Origin of the sequence: Rhodanobacter sp. 7MK24 (genome assembly GCF_014842995.1) — a bacterium.
Classification (GTDB): domain Bacteria; phylum Pseudomonadota; class Gammaproteobacteria; order Xanthomonadales; family Rhodanobacteraceae; genus Rhodanobacter_A.
Genome location: NZ_JACYXL010000002.1, coordinates 62,102 through 85,521, shown reverse-complemented (window position 1 = coordinate 85,521; position 23,420 = coordinate 62,102). Strand labels below are relative to the sequence as shown.

The 23,420-nt window shown below is 65.4% G+C and carries 25 protein-coding genes; 14 read left to right on the top strand and 11 right to left on the bottom strand.

The genetic code is table 11. The features are described 5' to 3' along the window. Positions 1-76: 76 nt before the first annotated feature. Positions 77-856, bottom strand: a complete 780-nt coding sequence (locus IHE49_RS05220) for an ABC transporter permease (protein ID WP_192155631.1) — start codon at positions 854-856, stop codon at positions 77-79. Further along, on the bottom strand, positions 853-1,797 hold the full coding sequence (locus tag IHE49_RS05215; protein WP_192155629.1) for an ABC transporter ATP-binding protein: 945 nt from the start codon (positions 1,795-1,797) through the stop codon (positions 853-855). The genes IHE49_RS05220 and IHE49_RS05215 overlap by 4 nt, the downstream gene beginning before the upstream one ends. A gap of 89 nt (positions 1,798-1,886) precedes the next feature. Between IHE49_RS05215 and IHE49_RS05210 the strand changes: the two genes are divergently transcribed. Then, positions 1,887-2,633, top strand: coding sequence for an FAD-binding oxidoreductase (locus IHE49_RS05210; RefSeq protein WP_192155627.1), 747 nt, complete (start codon positions 1,887-1,889; stop codon positions 2,631-2,633). Positions 2,634-2,877: 244 nt separating this feature from the next. Beyond that, on the top strand, positions 2,878-3,207 hold the full coding sequence (locus tag IHE49_RS05205; RefSeq protein WP_192155625.1) for a hypothetical protein: 330 nt from the start codon (positions 2,878-2,880) through the stop codon (positions 3,205-3,207). A 63-nt stretch (positions 3,208-3,270) separates the two neighbouring features. On the opposite strand, the gene IHE49_RS05200 is transcribed toward IHE49_RS05205, so the two are convergent. The 4 genes from IHE49_RS05200 to IHE49_RS05185 all read right to left on the bottom strand — a co-directional run bounded on the left by IHE49_RS05200 (position 3,271) and on the right by IHE49_RS05185 (position 8,553). Continuing rightward, a complete protein-coding gene (locus IHE49_RS05200; RefSeq protein ID WP_192155623.1) occupies positions 3,271-4,407 on the bottom strand; it encodes a fimbrial protein in 1,137 nt (378 codons plus the stop codon). A 20-nt stretch (positions 4,408-4,427) separates the two neighbouring features. After that, positions 4,428-7,097, bottom strand: a complete 2,670-nt coding sequence (locus tag IHE49_RS05195; protein WP_192155621.1) for a fimbria/pilus outer membrane usher protein — start codon at positions 7,095-7,097, stop codon at positions 4,428-4,430. An 83-nt stretch (positions 7,098-7,180) separates the two neighbouring features. Then, on the bottom strand, positions 7,181-7,927 hold the full coding sequence (locus tag IHE49_RS05190) for a molecular chaperone (protein ID WP_192155619.1): 747 nt from the start codon (positions 7,925-7,927) through the stop codon (positions 7,181-7,183). An 86-nt stretch (positions 7,928-8,013) separates the two neighbouring features. Next, on the bottom strand, positions 8,014-8,553 hold the full coding sequence (locus tag IHE49_RS05185) for a type 1 fimbrial protein (RefSeq protein ID WP_192155617.1): 540 nt from the start codon (positions 8,551-8,553) through the stop codon (positions 8,014-8,016). Positions 8,554-9,122: 569 nt separating this feature from the next. Between IHE49_RS05185 and IHE49_RS05180 the strand changes: the two genes are divergently transcribed. Genes IHE49_RS05180 through IHE49_RS05150 form a run of 7 tightly spaced genes read left to right on the top strand, consistent with a single transcriptional unit; the run spans position 9,123 to position 13,886 of the window. Next, positions 9,123-9,779 carry a hypothetical protein gene (locus IHE49_RS05180; protein ID WP_225578198.1) on the top strand — a complete coding sequence of 219 codons (657 nt, stop codon included), beginning with the start codon at positions 9,123-9,125 and terminating at the stop codon, positions 9,777-9,779. Beyond that, a complete protein-coding gene (locus tag IHE49_RS05175; RefSeq protein ID WP_192155615.1) occupies positions 9,776-10,015 on the top strand; it encodes a hypothetical protein in 240 nt (79 codons plus the stop codon). The genes IHE49_RS05180 and IHE49_RS05175 overlap by 4 nt, the downstream gene beginning before the upstream one ends. Further along, complete coding sequence (locus IHE49_RS05170) at positions 10,012-10,212, top strand: helix-turn-helix transcriptional regulator (protein WP_192155613.1); 201 nt, start codon at positions 10,012-10,014, stop codon at positions 10,210-10,212. The genes IHE49_RS05175 and IHE49_RS05170 overlap by 4 nt, the downstream gene beginning before the upstream one ends. Beyond that, positions 10,209-11,780, top strand: a complete 1,572-nt coding sequence (locus tag IHE49_RS05165; RefSeq protein ID WP_192155611.1) for an alpha/beta hydrolase — start codon at positions 10,209-10,211, stop codon at positions 11,778-11,780. The genes IHE49_RS05170 and IHE49_RS05165 overlap by 4 nt, the downstream gene beginning before the upstream one ends. Beyond that, entirely contained in the window at positions 11,777-11,953 is a 177-nt protein-coding gene (locus IHE49_RS05160; RefSeq protein ID WP_192155609.1) for a hypothetical protein, read from the top strand. The genes IHE49_RS05165 and IHE49_RS05160 overlap by 4 nt, the downstream gene beginning before the upstream one ends. Then, the gene (locus IHE49_RS05155) at positions 11,950-12,684 is read left to right on the top strand and encodes an ATP-binding cassette domain-containing protein (RefSeq protein WP_192155607.1); all 735 of its coding nucleotides are present in this window, start codon (positions 11,950-11,952) and stop codon (positions 12,682-12,684) included. Before IHE49_RS05160 ends, IHE49_RS05155 begins: the two co-directional genes overlap by 4 nt. Next, on the top strand, positions 12,681-13,886 hold the full coding sequence (locus tag IHE49_RS05150) for an ABC transporter permease (protein WP_192155602.1): 1,206 nt from the start codon (positions 12,681-12,683) through the stop codon (positions 13,884-13,886). Before IHE49_RS05155 ends, IHE49_RS05150 begins: the two co-directional genes overlap by 4 nt. An 81-nt stretch (positions 13,887-13,967) precedes the next feature. On the opposite strand, the gene IHE49_RS05145 is transcribed toward IHE49_RS05150, so the two are convergent. Together IHE49_RS05145 and hemH are read right to left on the bottom strand one after the other, a co-directional pair. After that, complete coding sequence (locus IHE49_RS05145; protein WP_192155599.1) at positions 13,968-14,843, bottom strand: alpha/beta fold hydrolase; 876 nt, start codon at positions 14,841-14,843, stop codon at positions 13,968-13,970. After that, complete coding sequence (gene hemH / locus IHE49_RS05140; RefSeq protein ID WP_192155597.1) at positions 14,840-15,874, bottom strand: ferrochelatase; 1,035 nt, start codon at positions 15,872-15,874, stop codon at positions 14,840-14,842. Before hemH ends, IHE49_RS05145 begins: the two co-directional genes overlap by 4 nt. A 72-nt stretch (positions 15,875-15,946) precedes the next feature. Between hemH and IHE49_RS05135 the strand changes: the two genes are divergently transcribed. The 5 genes from IHE49_RS05135 (at position 15,947) to IHE49_RS05115 (ending at position 19,246) form a co-directional block, all read left to right on the top strand. After that, entirely contained in the window at positions 15,947-16,642 is a 696-nt protein-coding gene (locus tag IHE49_RS05135; RefSeq protein WP_192155595.1) for a lipid-binding SYLF domain-containing protein, read from the top strand. 69 nt (positions 16,643-16,711) lie between these two features. After that, a complete protein-coding gene (tatA, locus tag IHE49_RS05130) occupies positions 16,712-16,960 on the top strand; it encodes a Sec-independent protein translocase subunit TatA (RefSeq protein WP_192155593.1) in 249 nt (82 codons plus the stop codon). Positions 16,961-16,981: 21 nt separating this feature from the next. Then, on the top strand, positions 16,982-17,395 hold the full coding sequence (tatB, locus tag IHE49_RS05125) for a Sec-independent protein translocase protein TatB (protein WP_192155591.1): 414 nt from the start codon (positions 16,982-16,984) through the stop codon (positions 17,393-17,395). After that, the gene (gene tatC / locus IHE49_RS05120; protein WP_192155589.1) at positions 17,382-18,137 is read left to right on the top strand and encodes a twin-arginine translocase subunit TatC; all 756 of its coding nucleotides are present in this window, start codon (positions 17,382-17,384) and stop codon (positions 18,135-18,137) included. The genes tatB and tatC overlap by 14 nt, the downstream gene beginning before the upstream one ends. Beyond that, positions 18,137-19,246: an alpha/beta hydrolase gene (locus IHE49_RS05115; RefSeq protein ID WP_192155587.1), complete on the top strand. Its 1,110-nt coding sequence runs from the start codon at positions 18,137-18,139 to the stop codon at positions 19,244-19,246. The genes tatC and IHE49_RS05115 overlap by 1 nt, the downstream gene beginning before the upstream one ends. Positions 19,247-19,301: 55 nt before the next feature. Here IHE49_RS05115 and IHE49_RS05110 read toward each other — a convergent pair whose 3' ends face one another. The 3 genes from IHE49_RS05110 to IHE49_RS05100 form a co-directional block, all read right to left on the bottom strand. Further along, positions 19,302-21,479, bottom strand: coding sequence for a sulfatase-like hydrolase/transferase (locus tag IHE49_RS05110; protein WP_343227542.1), 2,178 nt, complete (start codon positions 21,477-21,479; stop codon positions 19,302-19,304). A 74-nt stretch (positions 21,480-21,553) separates the two neighbouring features. After that, positions 21,554-22,783 carry a multifunctional CCA addition/repair protein gene (locus IHE49_RS05105; protein ID WP_192155585.1) on the bottom strand — a complete coding sequence of 410 codons (1,230 nt, stop codon included), beginning with the start codon at positions 22,781-22,783 and terminating at the stop codon, positions 21,554-21,556. 59 nt (positions 22,784-22,842) lie between these two features. After that, complete coding sequence (locus IHE49_RS05100; RefSeq protein ID WP_192155583.1) at positions 22,843-23,418, bottom strand: hypothetical protein; 576 nt, start codon at positions 23,416-23,418, stop codon at positions 22,843-22,845. Positions 23,419-23,420 lie beyond the last annotated feature (2 nt).

The window sequence follows — 23,420 nt, the reverse complement described above, 5'->3', positions numbered from 1 at the left end:
GAAAGCCGGAATCCAGCGCCTTGATGTGTGGAAAGGTGCCGGATCCCCGCATTCGCGGCAATGACGATCAAGAGCATTACGAGCGCAAGCCCACGCCCCGCTTCAGCAGGTACAGCGCAAATGCGGAGAGCGCCGCTACGAAGCCCAGCATCACCGCGAACGCCACGCCCACCTGCACGTCGCTGATGCCGAGTACGCCGTAGCGGAAGGCGTTGACCATGTACAGGATCGGATTCGCGCGCGAGATCGACTGCCACGGTTCGGACAGCATCTTCACCGAGTAGAACACGCCGCCGAGGTAGGTGAGCGGCGTCAGCACGAAGGTCGGCACCAGCGCCACGTCGTCGAATTTGCGCGCGTAGATGGCGTTGACGAAGCCGGCCAGCGAAAAGATCGCCGAGCCCAGCACTACGGACGCCGCCACCACCAGCGGATGGATCATGTGCAGGTGGGTGAAGAGCAGGGCGACCAGCAGCACCAGCACGCCGACGATCAGGCCGCGCGCCATTGCGCCAAGCACGTAGCCGAGCAGCATGATCCATGGCGGCATCGGCGACACCAGCATCTCTTCCACCGAGCGCTGGAACTTGGCACCGAAGAACGAGCTGGAGATGTTGGCGTAGCTGCTGGTGATGATGTTCATCATCACCAGGCCCGGCACGATGTACTGCATGTAGGTGAAGCCGCCGTCGATGTTGCCGATGCGGCTGCCGACCAGCTTGCCGAAGATCACGTAATACAGCGTTACGGTGATCACCGGCGGGATCAGCGTCTGCGTCCAGATACGCAGGATGCGCACGATCTCGCGGCGCACGACGGTGTTCAGGGCGACCAGGTTGGCTGCTGCGTTGCTCATGCGGCTTGCTCCTGTCCGTTGCGGCCATGCTCCACTAGGCGCACGAACAGTTCCTCCAGCCGGTTGGTCTTGTTGCGCATCGAGGTCACCGTGATGCCGTGCGCGGTGAACACGGAGAACAGCGAATTGAGGTCGTGGGTGCGCGCCATTTCCGCCTCCAGCGTATGTTCGTCCACGCGGCGCAGCGCGACGCCGGGCAACGCGGGCAGTTCGTCCGGGATGCCGGCCACGTCGAACACGAAGGTCTCCACGTCGAGCGTGGAGAGCAACTGCTTCATCGTGGTGTTCTCTACGATGGTGCCGTGGTCGATGATCGCGATGTTGCGGCACAGCTGCTCGGCTTCCTCCAGGTAGTGCGTGGTGAGGATCACCGTGGTGCCGGCCGCGTTGATGCCGCTGACGAATTGCCACATCGAGCGGCGGATCTCGATGTCCACGCCCGCGGTGGGTTCATCGAGGATCAGCAGCCTTGGCTCGTTCATCATCGCGCGGGCGATCATCAGGCGCCGCTTCATGCCGCCGGACAGGGTGCGCGCCTGCATCTGCGCCTTGTCCCACAGACGTAACTCCTTCAGGTACTTCTCTGCACGCTCGGCGGCGATCTTGCGTGGGATGCCGTAAAAGCCCGCCTCGTTGACGCAGATGTCGAAAGGCTTCTCGAACTGGTTGAAGTTGATTTCCTGCGGTACCAGCCCGATCAGCTTCATCGCCTCGTTGCGCTGCCGGTTCACCGAGACGCCGAATACCTGCGCATCGCCGCCGCTGGAATTCACCAGTGAAGAGAGGATGCCGATCAGGGTGGATTTGCCGGCGCCGTTGGGGCCGAGCAGGGCGAAGAAGTCGCCGGGTTGCACGGTCAGGCTGATGCCCTTGAGGGCCTCGACGCCGTTGCCGTAGGTCTTGCGCAGATTGTCGACGACGAGCGCGGGGACGGAACTCATGGGTTGGCTGCACCGGAATGGGCGAGCCTTCTATTATAGCGGGCCGTTTTGCGCCGTCCGGCGCACGCACCGTTTCCGGAACACTATCCATGGCAGACCATTTCCCGCTACGCCTAGTCGACAGCCGCATGCTGGCTCCCACCGTGCGCCACCTCGTGTTCGAGCGCGTCGATGGCCAGCCGCTGGCCTTCGTGCCGGGGCAGTTCCTGCAAATCCATTTCCACTACGACGACGGCACGCCCACCAAGCGCAGCTACTCCGTGGCCACCGTGGGCGACGGCAGCTCGCCGGCGCAACGCATCGAGATCGCGGTGAGCTATGTGGACGGCGGCGCAGCCACCAGGCTCCTGGGCGAACTGCCGATCGGCGGCGTCATCGACGCCAGCGGGCCCTACGGCCGCTTCTGCCTGCAGCCGGGCGACGTGCATCCGCGCTACCTGCTGATCGCCACCGGTACCGGCGTCACGCCGTATCGCGCCATGTTGCCGCAGATCGAAAAGCTGCTGGCGCAGGGGGGGCGCGAAGTGGTGCTGCTCTACGGTGCGCGCAACGAAACCGAGTTGCTCTACGGCGAGGAGTTCGAAGCCTTCGCGCAGAGCCACCCCGGCTTCACCTTTCACGGCTGCCTCAGCCGCCAACCGCGCGCCGTGCCGCGCACGTCTGATCGCAGCGGCCACGTGCAGGGCGTGCTGGCCGAACTGGCGCCGGGCGCCGAGCGCGACATCGCCTATCTCTGCGGCAATCCCAACATGGTCGATGCCGCCTTCAATGCGCTCAAGGAGTTCGGCCTGCCGGTGCCGCAAATTCGCCGCGAGAAGTACATCAGCTCGCGTTGAGGCGGCCGACCGGGGCCTGCGATGACAGCGGACTTCATGTACTGCCTCAAGTTTGTCCGCGATGTGTCGAGAAACCCTGTGCTCGGTTGTGGAGCTCCCGTTTTCAATAGTGTGATCTGGTTCGCATTTTTGCGAACAGGTCAGCCATGCCCCATCAAGTTGCCCAGTCGGCAGCCGACAGCTCCTCGAGGCGCACGCTTTTGCGCGCCGTCGGGGGTGGCTCATGCGCAATTGGAATTGCTGGATGCTTGGTTCGCTCATCGCCCTCGCGATGCCTGCCGCGTGGGCGCAAGGCGGACACATCAATTTCGTCGGCATGGTGCTTGAGCCGACCTGCGCCGGCGACGCCATTCGAGCCGATTCGCTGTCGACCCAGTCCGGTGAGACAGCCTCCCGGCATTTGGCTTGCGGCCAGTCCGCGGTCGACGCCGGTCGAACCTATTCGCGCACCGTGCAACGCATCGATGCAGCAAGTGTGGCGAACGATCGCCTGCTCGGTTACCTGGCCAGCTATGCCCCCACGGCGGGTGATGGCAAACCGGCAGTGGACGTGGTGGTGCGCACCTACGATTGACGGCGGGAACGCCGTGGGCACCACCGGGTTCGCTGTGCTGCTGGTTCGATGCCCGTGGAACGACTACTGGTAGGTCAGCGTATAGGTGGCCGTTGCGGTCACCTGGCCTGCGGTGACGCCCGATGCAGTCTGGTAATAGCGCGCACTGAACGGGAGATTCATGGCGCCGGCGGTCGTCTTGCCTTCGGAAATAGCCGTGCCGAAAGTGATGGGATTGCCGCTGCTGTTGAGCAACTGCACGCCGACATTGCCTGCGTAGCCGCTGCCCGAGGTCGGCGCGATCACGCTGGTGGTGCCGGTCTGTGGACTCGCGGTAGCCAGGGTGATGCTGAGATTGGTACCTGCCGGGCAGTTCAATTGCACATTGAACGGCGTCTGGCCGGTCGTCGTGCCCGCGCCGGTGAAGGCGGAAACGAGAACCGCGGGCAATGTCACCACGGTGGGGTCGACGGTGACCGTACATGCATTTGCAGACACCTTGACCGAATTCAAAGTCAGCGTGCCAAACGATGCCGAAGGGGCGTACGTCTTGTTCGCGCCGCCGCTACTGGCCTGATACGTATCCTGGTCGAAGAACTGCAGGAGCTTGATGCTGTTCACCGTGCCAGCGACGACCGTGCCCGTTTTGACGAGCTGCGCGGTGAACGTCACCGTGATGGTGTTGGCGGGTGTGCAAGACCAGCTGTTGGTATAGCCGGCACAGGCGATGGACCCCATTGCCCAGCCGGCCTGTCCATCGGGGCCGTTGCCGCCGTTGCTCGCCTGGACCTGCGTCGCCGTGAGCTGCGCCTCGATCCCCTGCAGGTTCGTGGTGAACATGATGCCGCCGTTGCCGCTTGGCGGTGTCGTAGTCGTATCGAACGGCGCCAGGCTGCCGGTCATCAACGTGAAGTTGTCCGAGTAGTCGCTGTCGTTCAAGAAGGGAACGGAGCAATCGAAAGTGACCGATACGCTGACAGGCGAGCCGATCAATCCGTTGCTTTGACTGGGCGAAATGCTGACCGCGGGCAACGTGATGCTTGCCGCGGACGGCGACGGGCTGCATGCGGGAGACGCCGCCGCCGCAGCCTGCGCGGCTGCCCGGACAGCCATGGATTGTGCTGCGGTGTGCTGGACGGCCATTGCAGGTTCCGTCGCGGCAAGCAACGCGACGGCAGCCGGGAGCAGCAGCGCATTCCAACGGATGGCGCGCAGGCGCATGGACCACGAGGCTCTGCTGGTCATGCCCGATTCTCCTTCTGCTTCTGCGGTGCGTCATTTCCGGCGGTGCACATCACCTGGACCTGCGGATAGGCCTGCGCATTTCTGTCAGTTCTGGGCAGCGCATACGGGAACCCGCACATGTGCGCCGCGCCCTGCTCATCATCCCACTGCACGCTGAGCCGGCCGTCGGCGGCAACGCCGCGCAGCAGGGCCAGGCCGCCCTGGCCAACCACGCCCAGCGGTTGATTCTTGGCGTCGAACACCTGTGCGCCGAACGGAGCGGGCTGGCCATTGGCCAGGTGGATGCGGGCGATCATCGCGCGGCCGGACTTGCTCTTGAAGTTCACCATCACCACCGCGCCGGCATAAGGCGCCACGTCGGCGCTGGTGGCGTCCAACTGCACGCCCAGAGGCAGGCCCTGCGGGTCGATCTGGATGGTGTCGAGCTGGTAGGGCGTGAGGTACGGCACGAGCGCATAGCCGTTGCGATCCACGCTGAGGCCCGGTGCGTTGAGGATGTGCGCGCCGGCGGCGCCGGGCATGTGCACGATGGCGACGGTATCGCCGATCGGTTGGCCGAAAGTGATACCGCCCGCATGGGCGACTACCGCACCGCTGGCACCGACGGACGCCTGCGAATAACCGCTGCCGTTGCCGACGCTGGCGTTGAACGTCGCATAGGGGCTGTTGTAGCCGGCGTTCGCGCTGTAGGCATTGCCGGTGTCGTTGCCGCCATGCGAGGCAGTGGCGCCGTAGTTGAACTGGTTCCACTGGCCCAGCGTACCGTTGAGCGTGGCCTGTTCCTGCGTGCCGCTCTCGTTGTCGTGGTTGAGGTTGAACGAGATGCTGGGCGCATGCGGGGTATTGCCCAGCGGCAGCGTCGCGTTGAAGGACACCTGGTTGTCATAGCCACCCAGTGCCACGCGACCGCGGCTGACCGAGACGCTGTAGGCCATGCGCCCAAGATGGTTGTTGTAGCCCACCTGGAACTGCGTGTCGTTGCCGCCTTGGTTCCAGTAGTCGTTGACCGAGGCGTCGGCGTACAGCGAGCCGCCGTTGCTCCCCAGTTGCTGGTTGAGGGTCAGGGTGAAGCGGTTGCGCTGCTGCAGCAGGCCGCTCGCGGTGTAGATGCTGCTGCTGTTGTAGACGCTTCCGCTCAGCGCCGCGAGCTGGGCCGGCGTGAGCAGGCTCTGCACCGGCAGGCCGTCGATCGTCTGCGTGTCGGATGGCTGGTATTGCAGTGCATCCATCCCGTGGCTGGCGTAGTCCCGCGCGGCTTCCGCGTCGCTCAGGCTCAGGAAGCCGCTGGTGGAATAGCGGTCGGCGGCCACGCTGAGCGAGGTATTGGTCTCCGGAATTATCTTGCTGTAGCTGATGCGGAAGCTTTGCCCGTTGTAGGTGCCGTAGCCGGGGATGCTTGCGTGGGCCTGGGTGATGTCCAGCGCCAGCGCGCCGAAACGCGTGTTGAGCGCGCCACCGACCAGGGCTGCGGCGTAACCTTCCGAACCCTGCACGCCGGCGTAACCGGTGATGAGGTCGCTGAAGCCGTGCTGCACCGCGGCCTGGATCACATTGGGCCGGCTCTGCAGTGTCGCATCGCGCAGCTGGCCGGCTGCGAAGTCGAAACGGGTGACGCCGGCGCGCATCAGTTGCGCCACCGAGGCGTAGGGCACGGTGAAGCTGTGCTGGCGACCGTCGGCTTCCGTCACGTTCACGATCAGGTCGCCGCCGTAGCCGTTGGGGTAGAGGTCGTTGATCACGAACGGGCCAGGCGCGACCGTGGTCTGGTAGATCTGCACGCCGTTCTGGGTCACCGTGACCTTGGCGTTGGTGTAGGCCACGCCGTGCACCACCGGCGCATAGCCGCGCAGCGATTGCGGCAGCATGCGGTCGTCGGTGCCCAACTGCACGCCGCGCAGGCCATAGCTGTCGAACACGGCACCGTCGGTGTAGCTGTCGCCCAGGCTCAGTACGGCGCCCATCCCGGGCAGCGCGCGCTGCACGTAGGTGTCGATGGTGTGCCAGTGGTGCTGGCTCGGCTGGCCGGTGTTCGACTGCCAGGTGGCAGTGCTGTCTTGCCGGAACTGCCACAGGCCGAAATTGAAGCCGGAGCGCAGGCCCAGATAGGTGCTGGTCTGGCTCTGCCCGTCGTTGGTGGTGTGGTAGCCGTTGAGGTTGTAGTTGAGCAGAAACGCCGGTATCCCCGCGTCCCACGAAGCCGGATTGACCCAGCCGCGCGGCCGCTGGTTCATGTAAGCCTGCGGCACGCTGGCGTCCATGCGCAGGTCGGCCATATCGAAGGACAACGTGGCGCCGGGGATCAAGTCGGACAGATTCACGCACGCTGTCGACGACAGTTTCGCGGCGGCCGCGGCATCGGCCTTGGCGGGAACAAGGCCCATGCGGTCGAGCAGTTCGGTGCTGACGCAGGGCACGGCGTTGGCATCGGCGGACGGTGCGGCAAAGCGCACATCCATGCGGCCGACCCAGTTCTTGTTGAGGTAGACGTCGAGGTTGTAGATGCCGGGCAGAACGGGGTTGCCGTGCTCGAAGCGGGAGAGATCCGCCGTGCCGTGGCCGGCTCCGGCCAGCATGCTGCGATCGAAGTTGGCGAAGCCGCCTTCGGCACTGGCGTCGGCCGGGGCGCTCGAGGCGGCGGCCGCCCACGTCGTGCGGGGGCAACCCATGGTTGCCGCCAGCGCCAGGCCGCACGCCATCGCGAGCGCCGCGCGGCGCCCAACTGGATGGTGAAGCCTGGCGCGCCGTGGCGTCATGGCGTCACGGTGGCCTTGTGCGCGTTGGCTGCGCCGTAGTCGTCGATGGTCGTGAAGGCGATGGATGTGCCGGCAGCCGGAGCCTGGGCCAACCCTTTGAGCGAAAGGCGCAGTTCGCCGAACGGCGCCACCATGCCGTCCGCACCGTCGATGGTCTTGCCGTCGGTGCCGAGCGAAAGCTTGCTGATCGTGACGTAGTAAGGCGTGGGGTTATGCACCTCCAGCGCGGCTTCCGAACCGCCAGCAATCTTGAAGGCCAGCCTGTCGGGTGCCTTCATTACATCGCCCTGCAGGTTGCTGGGGCGATAAAACAGTTTCAGCCGCGAACGTATCGCGAACTGCAGGTAATTCTGGCCGGCGTTTTGCTGGCCGGTGGGCTTGGGCGGCACTTCCAGCACGTTCAGCCAGAACAGCGACTCGCGGTCGCCAGGCAGTGGCTGGGCGCCCTGGGTGTAGATGATCCGCAGGCTCTGATCCTTGTGCGAATCCATGCGGAACAGCGGTGGCGTGATCAGGAAGGGGGAGCTGGCGTTGTCCGGCGTCGAATTCAGGTCGCCCGTATCGATCCACGCCTCGACCAGGGCGGGGTGGTCGCTGTCGTTGGTCAGGCGCACGGTGACCTCGCCCGATTGGGCGGGGAGCACCACGCGGGTGCCTCCGACGACGACGCTGGCATGGGCCGAGCCGACGCCGACGACGAGCGCGACCAAGGCTGCGCCCAAGGTGCAGTAGAGGTTTTTCATCGAGAGTGTCCCTGCCGGGCTGGACGCCGGGGGTGATGCAAAGGCGTGCCGCAGCCTGCATCGAGCGACTGCGGCACGCTGTGCCCTTACTGGTAGGTGAAGGTCATGCTGGCGCTGGTGCTGACCAGGCCGGCCGACGCTGCCGCCGTCGCAAAGTACTGGGCGGCCATGCTGGTGCTGCCGGAGCCGCTGGTCAGCGCGACAGTCGGAGCATTGGCGTTGGTGCCGACGTTGATGACGCTGCCGCTGGTGCCGCCGGCCAGCAACTGGACTTCGACGCTGCCAGCGGTGCCGTTGTTCTTGAGGTTGCCGTCGGCAGCGTTGTTTGCGCCGCCCTGGAAGCTCAGCTTCGCCGAGGTGGCGTTGGCGTCGCAGTTGCTGAGGTTGAGGGTGAAGGCGGTGGCGCCCGCGACGGCATTGGCAGCAGCCAGGTTCGACGTCATGACGGGGGTCAGGGTTACGGTGGTGCCGGCGCCGCCGTTGACGGCGACCGTGCAGGTGTCCTGCAGGACCTTGCCGGTGATCTGGATGGTGCCGGTGTTGGTGGTGGCTGCCTGAGCTGCCGGCACGAAGGCCATGGCGCCAAGGGTGGCGGCGAGGGCAGCGGAAAGAAGCATCTTGTTCATAGGTTTCCTTGGACTTCTGGAGTGTGGGTGAAAAACGCAACAGCTCGATGGTGTCTCCACAGCGGATTCGTGGCGAAACCCTTTCAAAAGTCGTTGGTGCAAGCTGTCGACGGGATGGTCAGCAAAGAGCGGGCCAAAGTGTGATGGATTACTCACTTTACCTTCACAGCCTAAAGTTTTCCGGCTTGCTGCCGAGTCCCCCGCTCTTTCCGATAGGCAAGTCCCTATGCAGTTTGGCGACAAAAGTGACAAATTTTTGTATGTATGTCGTTTAACTTATTGAAATATATGAATATAAATGCCTGGGCGCCGGTGCTGGCATAGAGGCTCCCTTGGCTGGCCGCGGCAAACTTTCCCAGCAAAAAGCCACGCTCGGAATCCGATCCAATGACCGCCACCGAAGACAGGCCGGGCGTCCTTTGTGCCATTGTGCGTCGGAAAATGACCTCGCGTCACTTGTTTGACGCGACGCTGTACGTCGGAATGCATGTAAAGCACGCTTGACAGATCGTGTGTGCCGGTTCTACGCTGTCGTGTAAAGGTTGCTTTACATGGCGGGCGGGGGATCCATGCGCAAGTCCAGTACCGGGGGCAAGTCGCCGATGCGGCGCTTCACGGAGAAGCAATACCAGCGTCGGGTGATGGTGGCGATGGCCCTGTACGTCGGTTTCATGCTGCTGGCGTGGCCAGAGGTGAGAACCACAGGCAGCCTACCGCTGAAGCTGCTGCTGGCATTGGCACCGGTGGCGATGATGCTCTACGTGATAGCGCTGATGGCGCGCCGCATCCTGCATAGCGACGAACTGGAGCAGCGGACGCATCTGGTCGCACTCGGCGTGGCCACGGCGCTGGTGGGGGCGGCCAGCCTGATTGGTGGCTTCCTCGCCGCGGCGAAACTGGTGCAAGTGAATGGCATCGTGCTGATCTGGGTGTTTCCGCTGCAGTTGGCGGCTTATGGCCTCACGCGTTGGCTGGTGAACAGGCGCTATGGCAACGAAATGAGCTGCGCCGAGGGCGGCTTCACTTTCCGTCAGCGCCTGGCATTGATCCTCCTGCTGATGATGGCGGTGGCACTCGCGGTCTATTGGCGCCACGACGATTTCGACATCGGGATGCTGGTCGGCATGGGCTCGTCCCTGGCGCTGGTGCTGGCGTGGCAAGGCTATCGGTACTGGCGCAAGCGCCGTGCGTCTCCCGGCGGGGCGGACGAGGAGCAGGCGCGATGAATAGTCGTGGCTACTCCATCTCGACAGGAACGCGGGCGCGCACGCTTCGGCAGCGCATCGAACGGCAGGCGGTGGCCACCACCTGCGCGGTGATCGGGATGGCTATCTTCAGCCGCGGCTTCCTGCAGAACGCACGCGTATTGCCTGCACCACCTTGGGCAACGTTGTGGGTGCCGCTGCTGCTGATCGGTGCCTACGGCGTGATCCGCCGCCTGCTCTCACAACGTCACCCATGAACAACCAAGTGCGCGAACTGCGTGGCGAGCAGGGTTGGTCGCAGGCGGATCTCGCCGAGCGGCTGGAAGTGTCGCGGCAGACGGTCAACGCCATCGAAACCGGCAAGTACGACCCCAGCCTGCCGTTGGCTTTCAAGATAGCAAAGTTGTTTGGACGTCCGATCGAATCCATTTTCGAACCAGGAAGCGATACATGAGCATGAATCCCAAGAGGCGCATGGCCGTCGTCGTGGCCGTGGCCGCGGCGATCATCGCCGCCAACCACGCAAGGCGGCAGTCGCCGACTCCTGAGCCTGCGGCGCAGGGCCAGGTTTCCGCACAAGCGCAAGTGGCAGTGAAGCCGGCGCCGTCGCGCACCTGGCAGCTCGGCAAGCTCACGTTGACCGCATGCAACCTCGGCCAGCCGAACAGCGGCCTGAGCGCGGCGGCCTGGTGCGGCTCGCTGGAGGTGCCGGAGAACCGTTCCGAGCCGCAAGGCCGCAAGATCGCATTGAAGCTGGCGGTGCTGCGCTCCAGCGCGCAGGTGGCCAAGCCCGACATGCTGGCCTTCCTTGCCGGCGGCCCGGGGCAGGCCGCCACCGATTACGCGGGCCAGATCGGCGCGATGCTGGATCCACTGCGCGCGCATCGCGACATCCTGCTTGTCGACCAGCGCGGCGTTGGCGGCTCCAACGCACTTGATTGCAAGACTGACGACAAGGCCGATGCGAACGACGACGGCGGCTTCGACCCGGACAAGCTGCGTGCTGCGGCGGCAGCCTGCCTGAAGCAGGTGCAGTCGCATGCCGATCCGCGCTACTACACCACCACCGACGCGGTGGAGGATCTGGAAGACGTGCGTCGCGCGCTGGCTGTGCCGCAGTTCGACCTGGTCGGCGTGTCCTATGGCACGCGTGTGGCGCAGCAATACACCATGCGCCATCCCGACGCGGTACGCAGCGTGGTTCTGGACAGCACGGTGCCCAACAGCGTGGTGCTGGGCGAGGACTTCGCACGCAACCTCGAGGATGCGCTGAAGGACCAGTTTGCGCGCTGCGAAAGCGATGCCGCATGCAAGCAGCGCTTCGGCAATCCGTACCAGACGCTGATCCAGTTGCGCGATGCGTTGCGTGCGAACCCTCATCCGGTCAGCTTCCGCGATCCGCAGAGCTACCAGACCGTGCAGCGCGTGCTGAGCGATGACTCGCTGGTCAGCGTCGTGCGCATGTTCGCGTACTCGCCGGTCACCGCTGCGTTGCTGCCGCTGTCCATCGATGCGGCTGCGCACGGCGACGTGGGTCCGCTGCTGGGGCAGGCCAAGCTGCTTACCGTGGACATGGCCGATCTCGCCGGCAACGGCATGTCGTACTCGATCATCTGCAGCGAGGATGCCGACCTGCTCACGGCGCGTCCGGAGGACGCCAACACCCTGCTCGGCACGCATATGGTCGACGGTTACAAGGCGATCTGCTCGGCGTGGCCGAAGGGTACGCGGCCGGCGGATTTCCACCGACCGCTTGTGACCGACAAGCCCGTGCTGCTGCTTACCGGCCAGTACGACCCGGTGACGCCGCCGCGCTATGCCGACGAGGTGGCGAAGTCGCTGGCGAATGCGCGCGTGCTGCTGTTCAAGGGCCAGGGCCACAGCGTGATGGCGGCCGGCTGCGGGCCGCAGCTGGTGCAGCACTTCGTCGAACAGCTCGATCCGAAAACGATGGATGCGAGCTGCCTCGACCGCCTGCAACCCACGCCGTTCTTCATCGATTTCAACGGAGCCACGCCATGAGAAAACGTTACGTACTGGCGAACGCCATGCTGTGGGCTGCGGCCATGCTCGCGGCTGCCGTGCTCAAGGCACCGAATTTCCTCACCGTCCTCTTGCTTCCGATGCTGGCCACGTTGTCGACGCTGGTGGCCCGTCGTCCGGAGTTCTGCCTCAACCGGAGTGACCTCTCGTGATCGAAGTCAGGAATCTGCACAAGGCTTTCGGCACGGTGAAGGCCGTGGACGGCGTCGGCTTCACCGCACGCGACGGCGAAATCACCGGCCTGCTCGGCCCCAACGGCGCCGGCAAGACCACCACGCTGCGCATGCTTTACACGCTGATGCAGCCCGATGACGGACAGGTGCTGGTGGACGGCATCGATGCCGCGGCCGATCCGCTGGCGGTACGCCGCGCGCTGGGTGTGCTGCCGGACGCACGCGGCCTGTACAAGCGGCTCACCGCACGCGAGAACATCGAATATTTCGCGCGCCTGCACGGCATCGACGAAGCCACGTTGCGCAAGCGCCACGACGCGCTGGTCGATGCGCTGGAGATGCGCGACATCCTCGACCGTCGCACGGAAGGCTTCTCGCAGGGCCAGCGCGTAAAGACCGCCATCGCCCGCGCGCTGATCCACGATCCGCGCAACGTGATCCTGGACGAGCCCACCAACGGCCTCGACGTGATGGCCACGCGCGGGCTGCGCCGTTTCATGCAGCAGTTGAAGGCCGAAGGCCGCTGCGTGCTGTTCTCCAGCCACATCATGCAGGAGGTGGCGGCCTTGTGCGATCGCATCGTGGTGATCGCGCACGGTCGCGTGGTGGCCGACGAAACGCCCGATGCGCTGCGCGCGCAAACCGGCGAAACCAATCTGGAGGATGCCTTCGTGAAGATCATCGGAACCGACGAGGGCCTTGCCGCATGAATGCCGTCGCCTCGAAAGCGCGCCGCGCCGGCGCCATGCTTACCGTATTCCTCAAGGAAGTGCGCGAGAACCTGCGCGACCGCCGCACCGTGCTGAGTGCCTTCATCACCGGGCCGCTGCTGGGGCCGGTGCTGTTCGTGATGCTCATCAACATGCAGGTCAGCATGCAGCTGGACAAGATCGACAAGCCACTGCATGTCCCGGTGATCGGTGCACAGTACGCGCCGCATCTGCTCGACGCACTGAGGGAGGGCGGCATCGTCTCCGATGCGGCGGTGGCCGATCCGGGCCAGGCCGTGCGCAAGCAGGACGCCGACGTGGTGCTGCGCATCGCCGCCGACTACGGCGCGGCCTGGCGCAAGGGCGAGCCGGTGCAGGTGGAGATGTTCTACGACTCCTCGCGGCAGGACACCAGCAGCGCGGTGGAGCGCGTGCAGAAGCTGGTGGAAGCCTACGCGCGCCAGCAGGGTGCGATGCGGCTGGTGGCGCGCGGCATGTCGCCGGGTACCGCATGGCCGGTGCTGGTGGCCAAGCGCGACCAGGCGACGCCGCAATCGCGCGCGGTGCTGCTGTTCGCGATGCTGCCGTACTTCTTCGTGATCGCGCTGTTCATAGGCGGCATGCCCCTCGCCATCGACCTCACCGCCGGCGAGCGCGAGCGGCAATCACTGGAGCCGCTGTTCGCCAACCCGGTGGCGCGCTGGAAGATCCTGGCCGGCAAGCTCGCGGCGATCTGCGCGTTCTCCTGTGCCAGCCTCGCCATCACCCTGTTCGCGTTCGCGGTGGTGGGCCAGTTCATCCCCGCCGAAAAACTGGGCATGGAACTGGATCTCGGCTGGCACTTCGCCGGCACCGTGCTGCTGCTGATGCTGCCGCTGGTGCTGTTGCTGGCCTCGCTGCAGAGCCTGGTGGCCGCGTTCGCCAAGAGCTACCGCGAAGCGCAGACCTACGTCTCGCTGCTGATGATGGTTCCGGCGATCCCCAGTGCGCTGCTCGCCTTCCTGCCGATCAAGGCGCAATCGTGGATGTACGCAGTGCCGCTGCTCGGCCAGAATCTCGGCATCATGCAGCAGTTGCGCGGCGACGGCATCGCGGCGGACCAGCTCATGCTGTGCCTAGCCGGCACGCTGGCCGCGGCGCTGGTGGCGATGGGCGTCACCGCGCAGATATACCGGTCGGAGCGATTGGCGATCTCGGGCTGATCCGGCCGTAGGAGCGCACTCTGTGCGCGATTGCCCCGGCGCCTGGTCGAAGCGAAAAGCCATCGCGCACAGGGTGCGCTCCTACAGAGCAGGTGCGGCGTGCGGGGCGGATGCGAGGTGGCGCAGTGCCCATTGCGCCACCGCCTGCGGATGTTCGAGCTGCAGGTGGTGGCCGCCAGCCATCTGCGCGACTTCGATGCGTGGCACGCAAGCGGCGCGTGCCTGCATCGTTGCCGCGGGCAGGTAGGGTGCGGCGGGTTGCGCCAGCAGCAGGGCGGTAGGTGCCTCGATGCCGGCGAGCAGCGCATGGATCTGCGTTTCGGCCAAGCGGACCGCGGTGGGGCGTACGAGGCGCGGGTCGCTGCGCCATTGCCAGCCACTCCCGGCTTCGCACAGTCCGCGCTGGATGATGGGGCGGGCAAGTTCCGCCGCCAGGCCGCTGGCGATGGCGCGCGCGCTGGCGGCCTGTTCGATGCTGCGGAACACGCGCAGCGCCTTGCCGTTCGCCGGCGGCGCCGCCAGCGCATCGCGGTAGCGTTGCAATGTGTGCGAACCGTCGTCGCCCAACGGGCCCAGCCCTTCGATCAGGTGCAGGCGCTCGATGCGCGCGGGCGCGGCCGCTGCCGCCAGCGAGGCGATGCCGGCGCCCAGCGAGTGGCCGAGCAGGGCGCAGCGTGGCAGTTCCAGTGCGTCGAGTGCGGCTAGCACGGCCCGCACATGATCGTGGTAGTGGTAACTGACGCCGGCAGGCAGATGATCCGAGTGACCGTGTCCGGGCAAGTCCAGCGCGATCACGCGATAGCTCGATGCCAGCAACGGCGCCAGGGCGGCGAAACTGCCGCCATTGTCCAGCCAGCCATGCAACGCGACCAGCGCCGGAGCCGACGCATCGCCCCACTCCAGCGCGGCGAGGGTGAGATGGGGCAGTGCGATGCGGCGTTCGCGCGGCGCAATCACGCCGGCCAGCCCTGCAGATGCCGTCGTGCCAATGCGGCAAGGCTGCGCACCTGTTCTGCATTGTCGTTGAGCGCAGGGATGTAGCGCAGGCTCTCGCCTCCGGCGGCAGCGAAGAAATCACGGTTCTGCATGGCAATTTCTTCCAGCGTCTCGAGGCAATCCACCGCAAAGCCCGGGCACGCCACGTCGAGTTTGCGCACGCCTTCGCCAGCGAGTCGGCGCACGGTGGCGTCGGTGTAGGGTTCCAGCCAGCGTTCGCGGCCCACGCGCGACTGGAAGCTCAACAGCAGCTGCGATTCGTCCAGCCGCAGCCGTTCGCGCAGCAGGCGCGTAGTCGTGCGGCATTGCTCGGCATAGGGGTCGCCCAGCTGCGCATAGCGTTCGGGGACGCCGTGGAAGGAGAGCAGCAACCTGTCGCCACGGCCGTGTTGGACCCACCAGCTTTCGATGCTCGTGGCCAGCGCTTCGATGTGCCCCGGATCCGCGTGGTAGTCGTTGACCAGGCGCAATTCCGGCGGCCAGCGCAGTGCCTTCATCGCATCGCCCACCGCGTCGATCACCGAGCCGGTGGAGGTGGCGGAATATTGCGGATACAGCGGCAACACCAGCAGGTGACGCGCGCCTTCGCGTTGCAATTGTTCGATGGTGGAAGCCACCGACGGTTCGCCATAGCGCATCGCCAATGCCACGCGCACCCCCGGCCCCAGTTCGGCCTGCAGCGCCTTCGCCAAGGCTTCGCTGTGCCAGCGCAACGGGGAGCCTTGCGCATCCCAGATGCGCGCATAGGCGTGCGCGGAACGCCGCGGCCGCAGGCGCAGGATCACGCCGTGCAGGATCGGCCACCACTTCCAGCGCGGATAGTCGATCACGCGCGGGTCGGACAGGAATTCGGCGAGCCAGGGTCGCAGCGCCTTGGCCGTGGGCGCAGCGGGCGTGCCGAGGTTCACCAGCAGCACGGCAGTCTGAACGGATGCCACGGCAGCGTGGGCGGAACGGCTGGCGGGGCCGGTATAGTGGTCGTGGCTAGGCATTCTGGTGCTGGCGACAAAACTGCCGCGAGTCTGCCACAAGCGCCCCCTTCCCACCCCACGACGGAGCTGGTCATGTTCAAGAAGACATCTCTGTATCGCTTCATGCTGCCAGTCGCGGCCCTCCTGCTGCCGGCCATGGCCGTGCACGCCGACGACGACACGCCGCAGATGCGCGCGCAGGCCGCGGTACGCGTGTTGAACGAGATCGAGCAGGCACCGGACAAGTCCATTCCGAGCGATCTGCTCAGGGACGCGAAGGCGATCGCGGTCATTCCCGACGTGCTGAAGGTCGGCTTCGTGTTCGGCGGCCGCCGCGGCGAAGGGCTGGTCTCGGTGAAGAGCCCGGACGGCACCTGGTCCAACCCCAGCTTCATCTCCTTCGGAGGAGGCAGCGTCGGCTTCCAGATCGGCGTCTCTTCCACCGACGTGATCCTGGTGTTCCGCACCCAGCGCGGCGTGGATTCCATCGTCAACGGCAAATTCACCATCGGCGCCGACGCCAGTGCCGCGGCCGGTCCGGTGGGCCGCACCGCCTCGGCCGCCACCGACCAGCAACTGAAGGCGGAGATCTACTCCTATTCGCGCGCGCGCGGCCTGTTCGCCGGCGTGGCGCTGGACGGCTCGGTGCTGAAGATCGACCAGGACGCCAATGCGGCGGTGTACGGAGCCGGCATCACGCCGCGGCGTATCTTCGAGGGCGGAGTGAGCAATGTTTCGCCGGACGTGGTGAAGTTCCGCGACACGCTGGAAGAGTACACTTCACGCTGACCGCCTTGTGCGAAGATCGGCGGTTCGCGGGCGGAGCCGTTTCCGCCCCGAAGCGCCTCGAGGAACATCATGGGTTTTGACAGCATCTGGCATTGGCTCCTGCTCCTGGTCATCGTGCTGCTGATCTTCGGTACCAAGAAGATCGGCAACGTCGGCTCGGATCTCGGCAACGCCGTGCGCGGCTTCAAGAAGGCCATGCACGGTGACGAAGGCGAGAACGAGAAGGAAAAGACAAAGGAACAGTTGCGCGCCGATCCGCCGCCGTCGTCGGCGAGCACCAGCACGCAGGATCAGCGCGACTCGCACGAGTCGAAGTAAGCGCGGCCGGGTTTTGCGGCAATGATCGAGATCAGCTTCGGCAAGCTGGTACTGCTCGCGCTGGTCGCGTTGATCGTGCTTGGCCCCGAAAAGCTGCCCGGCGCGGCGCGCACGGCAGGTGCATTGCTGCGCCGCGTGCGCAACGGCTGGGACAGCGTGCGCGCCGAAGTGGAGCGCGAACTGGAAGTGGAAGAGATCAAGCGGGTTGCTCGCGAGGCTGCTGCGCGCGCCGAAGCCGCGCAGAGCGAGCTCGAGGAAAGCGTGCAACAGGTGCGCCAGCCGATGGAGGAAGCGGCGGAGACGCTGAAGTCCGCGGCCGCGCCCGTGTCGTTGCCGACCACCGAGGAAATACCTCCCCAGGCGCAGGCGTCATTGCCGCTGGGCGACCCACCGGCTGCCGTGGAAGCGAAGGAGCCGGCGCATGGCGGCCACTGAGCCCGACAACCTCGGCGACGACCTGCAGCAGGGTCTGTTCTCGCACCTGATCGAGCTGCGTTCGCGCCTGCTCAAGGCCATCGCCGCCGTGCTGCTGGTGCTGGTGGCGCTGGTGCCGTTCGCCAACCGCCTGTATTCGGAGCTGGCCGCGCCGCTGGTGGCACGCCTGCCGCAGGGTGCGCACCTGATCGCCACCGAAGTGGCCAGCCCCTTCATCACGCCGCTGAAGCTGGCTTTCTACGCCGCGCTGTTCATCAGCATGCCGGTGATCCTCTACCAGTTGTGGGCCTTCGTCAGTCCCGGCTTGTACAAGCACGAGAAGCGCCTGGCACGGCCGCTGCTGGTCGCCACCCTGGTGTTGTTCTACTGCGGCTGCGCATTTGCGTATTTTCTGGTGCTGCCGGCGGCATTCCGTTTCCTTACCGCGGTAACTCCCGCCGGCGTGGAGATGATGACCGACATCACGCATTACCTCGACTTCGTGATGCTGATGTTCTTCGCCTTCGGCCTGTGTTTCGAGGTGCCGGTGGCGGTGGTGATTCTCGCCGCGGTGGGCCTCGTGGACATCGCCAAGCTGCGCAACGCTCGGCGCTACGCCATCGTGGGCGCGTTCGCGGTGGCCGCGCTGATCACGCCGCCGGACATCACCTCGATGATCATGCTGGCGATACCGATGTGCCTGCTCTACGAGCTGGGCATCCTGGCGGTGCGCTGGCTGCTGCCGAAGAAGGTGGCGGATTGATGCACGATACGTCTCGTGCGCGAATTCTTCTGGCCACGTGGACCGTTTCGATTGCGCTGTGGGCCGGGTCGTCCGATGCCGCAACTACCGTGCCTCGAACCGCAGTCACGGACGTGCCGGCGTCAGCCTATGAGCATGCACAGACCCTGATCCCGCTACCGGATGGTCGTCGCCTGAATTTGTTTTGCATGGGCGCGGGAACACCTGTGGTCATCCTCGAAGCCGGCCTGGGGGATGACGACCTGAGTTTTCGGCGCGTGCAAGGACGTCTGGCTGACGTCACGCGCGTCTGCAGCTACGACCGTGCGGGCATGGGCTTCAGCGACCCTTCTGTGGGTCCCAGTACCGCTTTCCATGTGGCGAATGACCTGCATGCGCTGATCAGGCAGGCTTCGATACCTTTGCCAGTCGTCCTGGTGGGGCATTCCAACGGTGGCCTGTATGCCGCTCTTTACGCCGCAGACTTCCCGCGGGAAGTCGCGGGCCTGGTGTTGATCGACCCGGACAGTTTCGGCCTGGATGAAGCGGCCAGAAAAGTCCTCGACCAGCCGTGGCTGGATCAGTGGCGCGCCGGTACCCGGAACGAGATCGGGCAGGCACGTACTTGCGTGGCCCTGGCGCAGAGGGGTGCCTTGAACAAGACGCCAGCGCGTTACCCGGACTGCATGGACAATCCGCCGAACGCCGATCCGGCGCTTCATCGACTGCTCGACGCGCAGTTGGCTCGTCCTTCCGAGCAGGAAGCGATATCGACCGAGACACAGGACACCGATCCGCCACCCGACAGGGATTTGTCGGATGCCGAACTGGCCTTCCAGCGCCTTCACTTCGATTTCGGCGACAAGCCGATCATCGTGCTGAGCGGCACGAATGAGCTTGGCGGGCTACCCCCCTCGCAACGGGCCAAAGTCACGAAGGCGATGCTGGCCAACGAGGCCGCCATGGCCGCGTACTCCACGCAAGGCCGGCAGATCCTTGTCGACAGCAAGTCGGAGTACCTGCAGACGTATGCTCCCGACGTGGTCGTGCGTGCGGTAACGGACGTTGTCCGGAAAGTCCGGGTGCGTATGGCAGCGCCTCAAGCCGGACTCGAAGTGCACAAGAATTAGCGACGCACTCACACCCGGTTGCGGGTGTGAGTTGAGCGCGAGTGCGCGGTGATCGCTATTGAACGCTCGTGACCGGTGCCGGCGCAGCAATCGTGGCCGCCGCTGCCGGCAGCGGCTCGACCTTCGCATTGTCGTCCGCGCGCAGCTTCAATCCGCCATCCTTGAAGAGATCACTGGCCACCTGGTAGTACGCGATCGCGGTATTCACCAGGTCCTGCTTCACCGGCACCACGGGCGTGGCATCGCCGGTGGCGAAATTCGGCTTCAGCTGCTCGAGGCGCTTGCGCGGTTCGAGGATGGTGAGCGTGTCGCCATGCACGTAGCCCAGCTTCTCGTAGGTGCCGGGCAACGCATGGCCTTGCTCGGGGGCGATCTGGAACACGTCCTGGCCGAAGAAGCGCGAGCGATAGCTGAAGTCGAGCAGGCCGAGCAAGGTGGGCGGGATGTCGAGCTGGCCCAGCAGGGTTTCCACGCGCTGCGGCTTGAACTGCTGCGGCGCGTAGATCCACAACGGGATGTGGTAGTGGTTGATCGGGATGCTGGTCTTGCCTGCGCTGGAAGCGCAGTGGTCGGCGGTGATCACGAACACCGTGTCGGCGAAATAAGGCTTTGCCTGCGCACGCTTGATGAAGTCCTCGATCGACCAGTCGGTGTAAGCCACCGACCCGGGTCGCGACGGCGCCTGCCACTTCACGCGGCCCGCCGGGTAGGTGTACGGGCGGTGGTTGGAAGTGGTCATGATGTGCAGGAAAAACGGCTTCCCGGCGGCATGCGCCTCGTCCATCTGCTTGAGGGCCAGCGTGTAGAGATCTTCGTCGGCCACGCCCCACACGTTCTGGCTGTGGATCGGCGTGCCCGGCGCGATGGCGCCGCGGTCCACCGTCTTGTAGCCGTTGTGGCTGAAGAAGTAGTTCATGTTGTCGAAGTAGCCGTAGCCGCCGTACACGAACTCCGACTCGTAGCCGCGATCGTTGAAGATGTCGGCCAGCGAGAACAGATCTTCGTTGCCGTGCTCGCGTATCAGCGAGTCGCCCGGCGTGGGCGGCACCGACAGCGACAACGCCTCCAGCCCGCGCACCGTGCGTGTGCCGTTGGCGTAGAGATTGTCGAAGAAGATGCTCTTGTCCACCAGCGAGTCGAGGAAGGGCGTCAGGCCCTGCTTGTTGCCGAAGGTACCGAGGTAGTCGCCGGACAGGCTTTCCACGCTGATCAGCACCACGTTGAGATGCTTCTCCGGTCCTGCCGCGCGGATCGCGCGGGTGAGGTCGCGCGGGTCGTTGCTGGTGAAAGTGGCATTCGGCGCCTTGAGCTGTTCGCGCAGCAGCTTGAACGCCTCGTCGTCGGGCAGCGACTGGTAGAACTTCTTGTATTCGAGATGGCTGCTGCGGAAGGCGGCGAAGAACTGGTAGATGCCGTTGCCGGCCAGTTCGTTGACGTAGTTGTTGGTGGTGCGGTCCTTCATCTCGCCGTTCACCCAGGCCACCGAGATCACGGTGAGCAGCAGCCACACCAGCGGCACGCGGGCACGCTGCCACAGCGTGCTGCCGTCGTCGCGCGCGCGCAGACCGCGCCGGCTCAGCACGAAGGCCACCAGTGCCACCACCACCAGCAGCGCCAGCCAGGTGCCGATCGGGTAGGACTCGCGGATGTTGCCGATCACCTCGGTGGTGTAGACGAGATAGTCCACCGCGATGAAGTTGAAGCGCGAGCTGAACTCGTTCCAGAACACCAGCTCCGACGCTGCCACGAACAGCAGGCCGTACAACAGCACCAGTCCGAGGACATACAGCCCCCACTGGCCGCTGGCGCGGTTGTACGCCAACGCCGGCATCGGCAGGAAGAACAGGAACACCGCGAGGATCGGCCACGACTCGTGCACGTGCACATGCCACAGCAGGAAGCACACGCCCAGCGTGGCCGCGTACAGCACTGCCATGCCGACGAGATAAGCCAGCCAGCGGCTTGCACCAGCGACGGGCGCGCGCCGCGTCGGCACCAGCCACAGGAACAGGACCATCGGCCATGCCAGGTACACGAAGGTGATCAGGTCGTAGCCCAGGCCCACGCCGAACGCATACAGCCAGTTCACCGGGTTCGGTGACACGTTGCCGCCCGACATCACCAGCAACGCGACACGAGTGACAAAGCAGATCACGAGGAAGGCGACGCCCAGCCACCACAGGGGGCGGAAACGCTGGCGCAGCGGAGACGGGGAAAACAGGGCGCGCGGCACGGTCAGCTCCAGACGGCAGGGAAACGGAGGAACGGCACGGGCTGGCGTCCCGAAGGCGTTATACCCGCATCGGCTTAGATGTTACATAGTTTCATTTTGGCGATCGCCGCGACGCGCGCCTGTTCCATCGCCACACCTATCGCCGGGCCAGCCAGTCCTTGCGCCACGAACGGCGCCGCGGTCACCGCTGCTGCGGCCTCGCGGGCTTGCCGCAGATACGTGGCCTGCGGGTAATCGTCATGCTCGTGACCCAGGCGGCCACGCTTGTCGGCGAGGCAGGCGGCGAGGAAGGTTTCCAGTCGCTCGGGCCGGCGCAGCGCATCCAGCACGGCGAGCAGCTTCAGCACCGTGGCCGGCTTCAATTCCAGCGCGCGATGCGCATTGAGGTGTTCGCGGCACACCAGTTCGGCCAGGGTGGCATGTTCGGCGGGCACCTTCAGTCGCGCTGCCAGCGTGCGTAGCGGCGCGACGCCGCGCTGCTCGTGCATCACGTGGCGCGGCAGTTCGTCGGCCGGCGTCAGCGCCTTGCCGAGATCGTGGGTGAGTGCGCAAAAACCCACCAGGTCGTCGCCCGGCGCAATCGCCGCCGCCGCATCCAGCACCATTTCCACATGAACGCCGGTGTCGATCTCGGGATGGAACTCGGCGCGTTGCGGTACGCCGTACAAAGCATCGACTTCGGGAAACAGTATGCGCAGCGCTCCCGCTTCGCGCAGCACGCGCAGGAAGGCGGAAGGCTGCAGCTCGTTCAGCGCCTTGCGCGTCTCCGCCCACACCCGTTCGGGTACCAGGTGATCCACCTCGCCCTCGGCCACCATATGCCGCAGCAACGCCATCGTCTCGTCAGCCACGCGGAAACCCAGCGGCGCGAAGCGTGCGGCAAAGCGCGCCACACGCAGCAGGCGTACGGGGTCTTCCGCGAAGGCCGGCGAGACATGGCGCAGCACGCGCGCCTCGATGTCGCGCGTGCCGCCGTAAGGGTCGATCAGCGTGCCGTCTTCGTCCTGCGCGATGGCATTGATGGTGAGGTCGCGCCGCGCCAGATCCTGTTCCAGCGTCACCGACGGATCGGCCTGGAACAGGAAGCCGTGGTAGCCGTGCCCGCTCTTGCGCTCGGTGCGCGCCAGCGCGTATTCCTCGCCGGTCTGCGGGTGCAGGAATACGGGAAAGTCTTTGCCCACCGGTCGATAACCCAGAGCCAGCAGATCGTCCGGGTGCGCATCCGTCACCACGTAATCGCGGTCGCCCTCCGGCCTTCCCAGCAACTTGTCGCGGACCGCGCCGCCGACGAGATAGATGCGCATGGAAGGGATTGTGGCATGGCGCGCCGGCACCCGATGCGCGGTCCGGAGCCGCTATCGGGTCACTTGTTGATTTCGGCCAGGTGCGCCTTGTCCTCTTCCAGCGTGGGAATGCCCATCGCCGACCTTTGTGCATCGGACACCACATTCGGATCGGTTGGGTAGAGTTCCCACTTCCCTGTCGTTTTTGAGCGTACGAACTGGGTTCCGTACCATTGCGGCTTGCCGGACCGGACCATGATGCGGTCCCAGGCATCGGCCACGAGCTGCCTGGCGGCCTGGTTGGACGGATCCATGCGGGACGCCACGGTGGCCAATGCCAGTGCCAGTTGCGTGTCCTGCACGGAATCGCCGTGCTGGAAGACCAGCGCCGCATTGGAGAAATCTTCAGCGGTGCGCATTTGTCCGGAGCCCAGCAGTTGCATCACCTCGGCACAGCGGGCGGCGTCGCGCTTCCCGACGACATCCCAGTCGATCTTGTTCGGCCCCGATGTGCGGTCCGCCTGATCGGCGGCCGCGATCTTCGCCATGTCCTGTCCGTCGGACGAGGCGACGACCGTATGGCATGCCAGCAGCAGGACCGTTCCTAAGACCACGCTCGCGGCGGCTGATGCTTTCATCGACTCAAGTTTGGTCATGC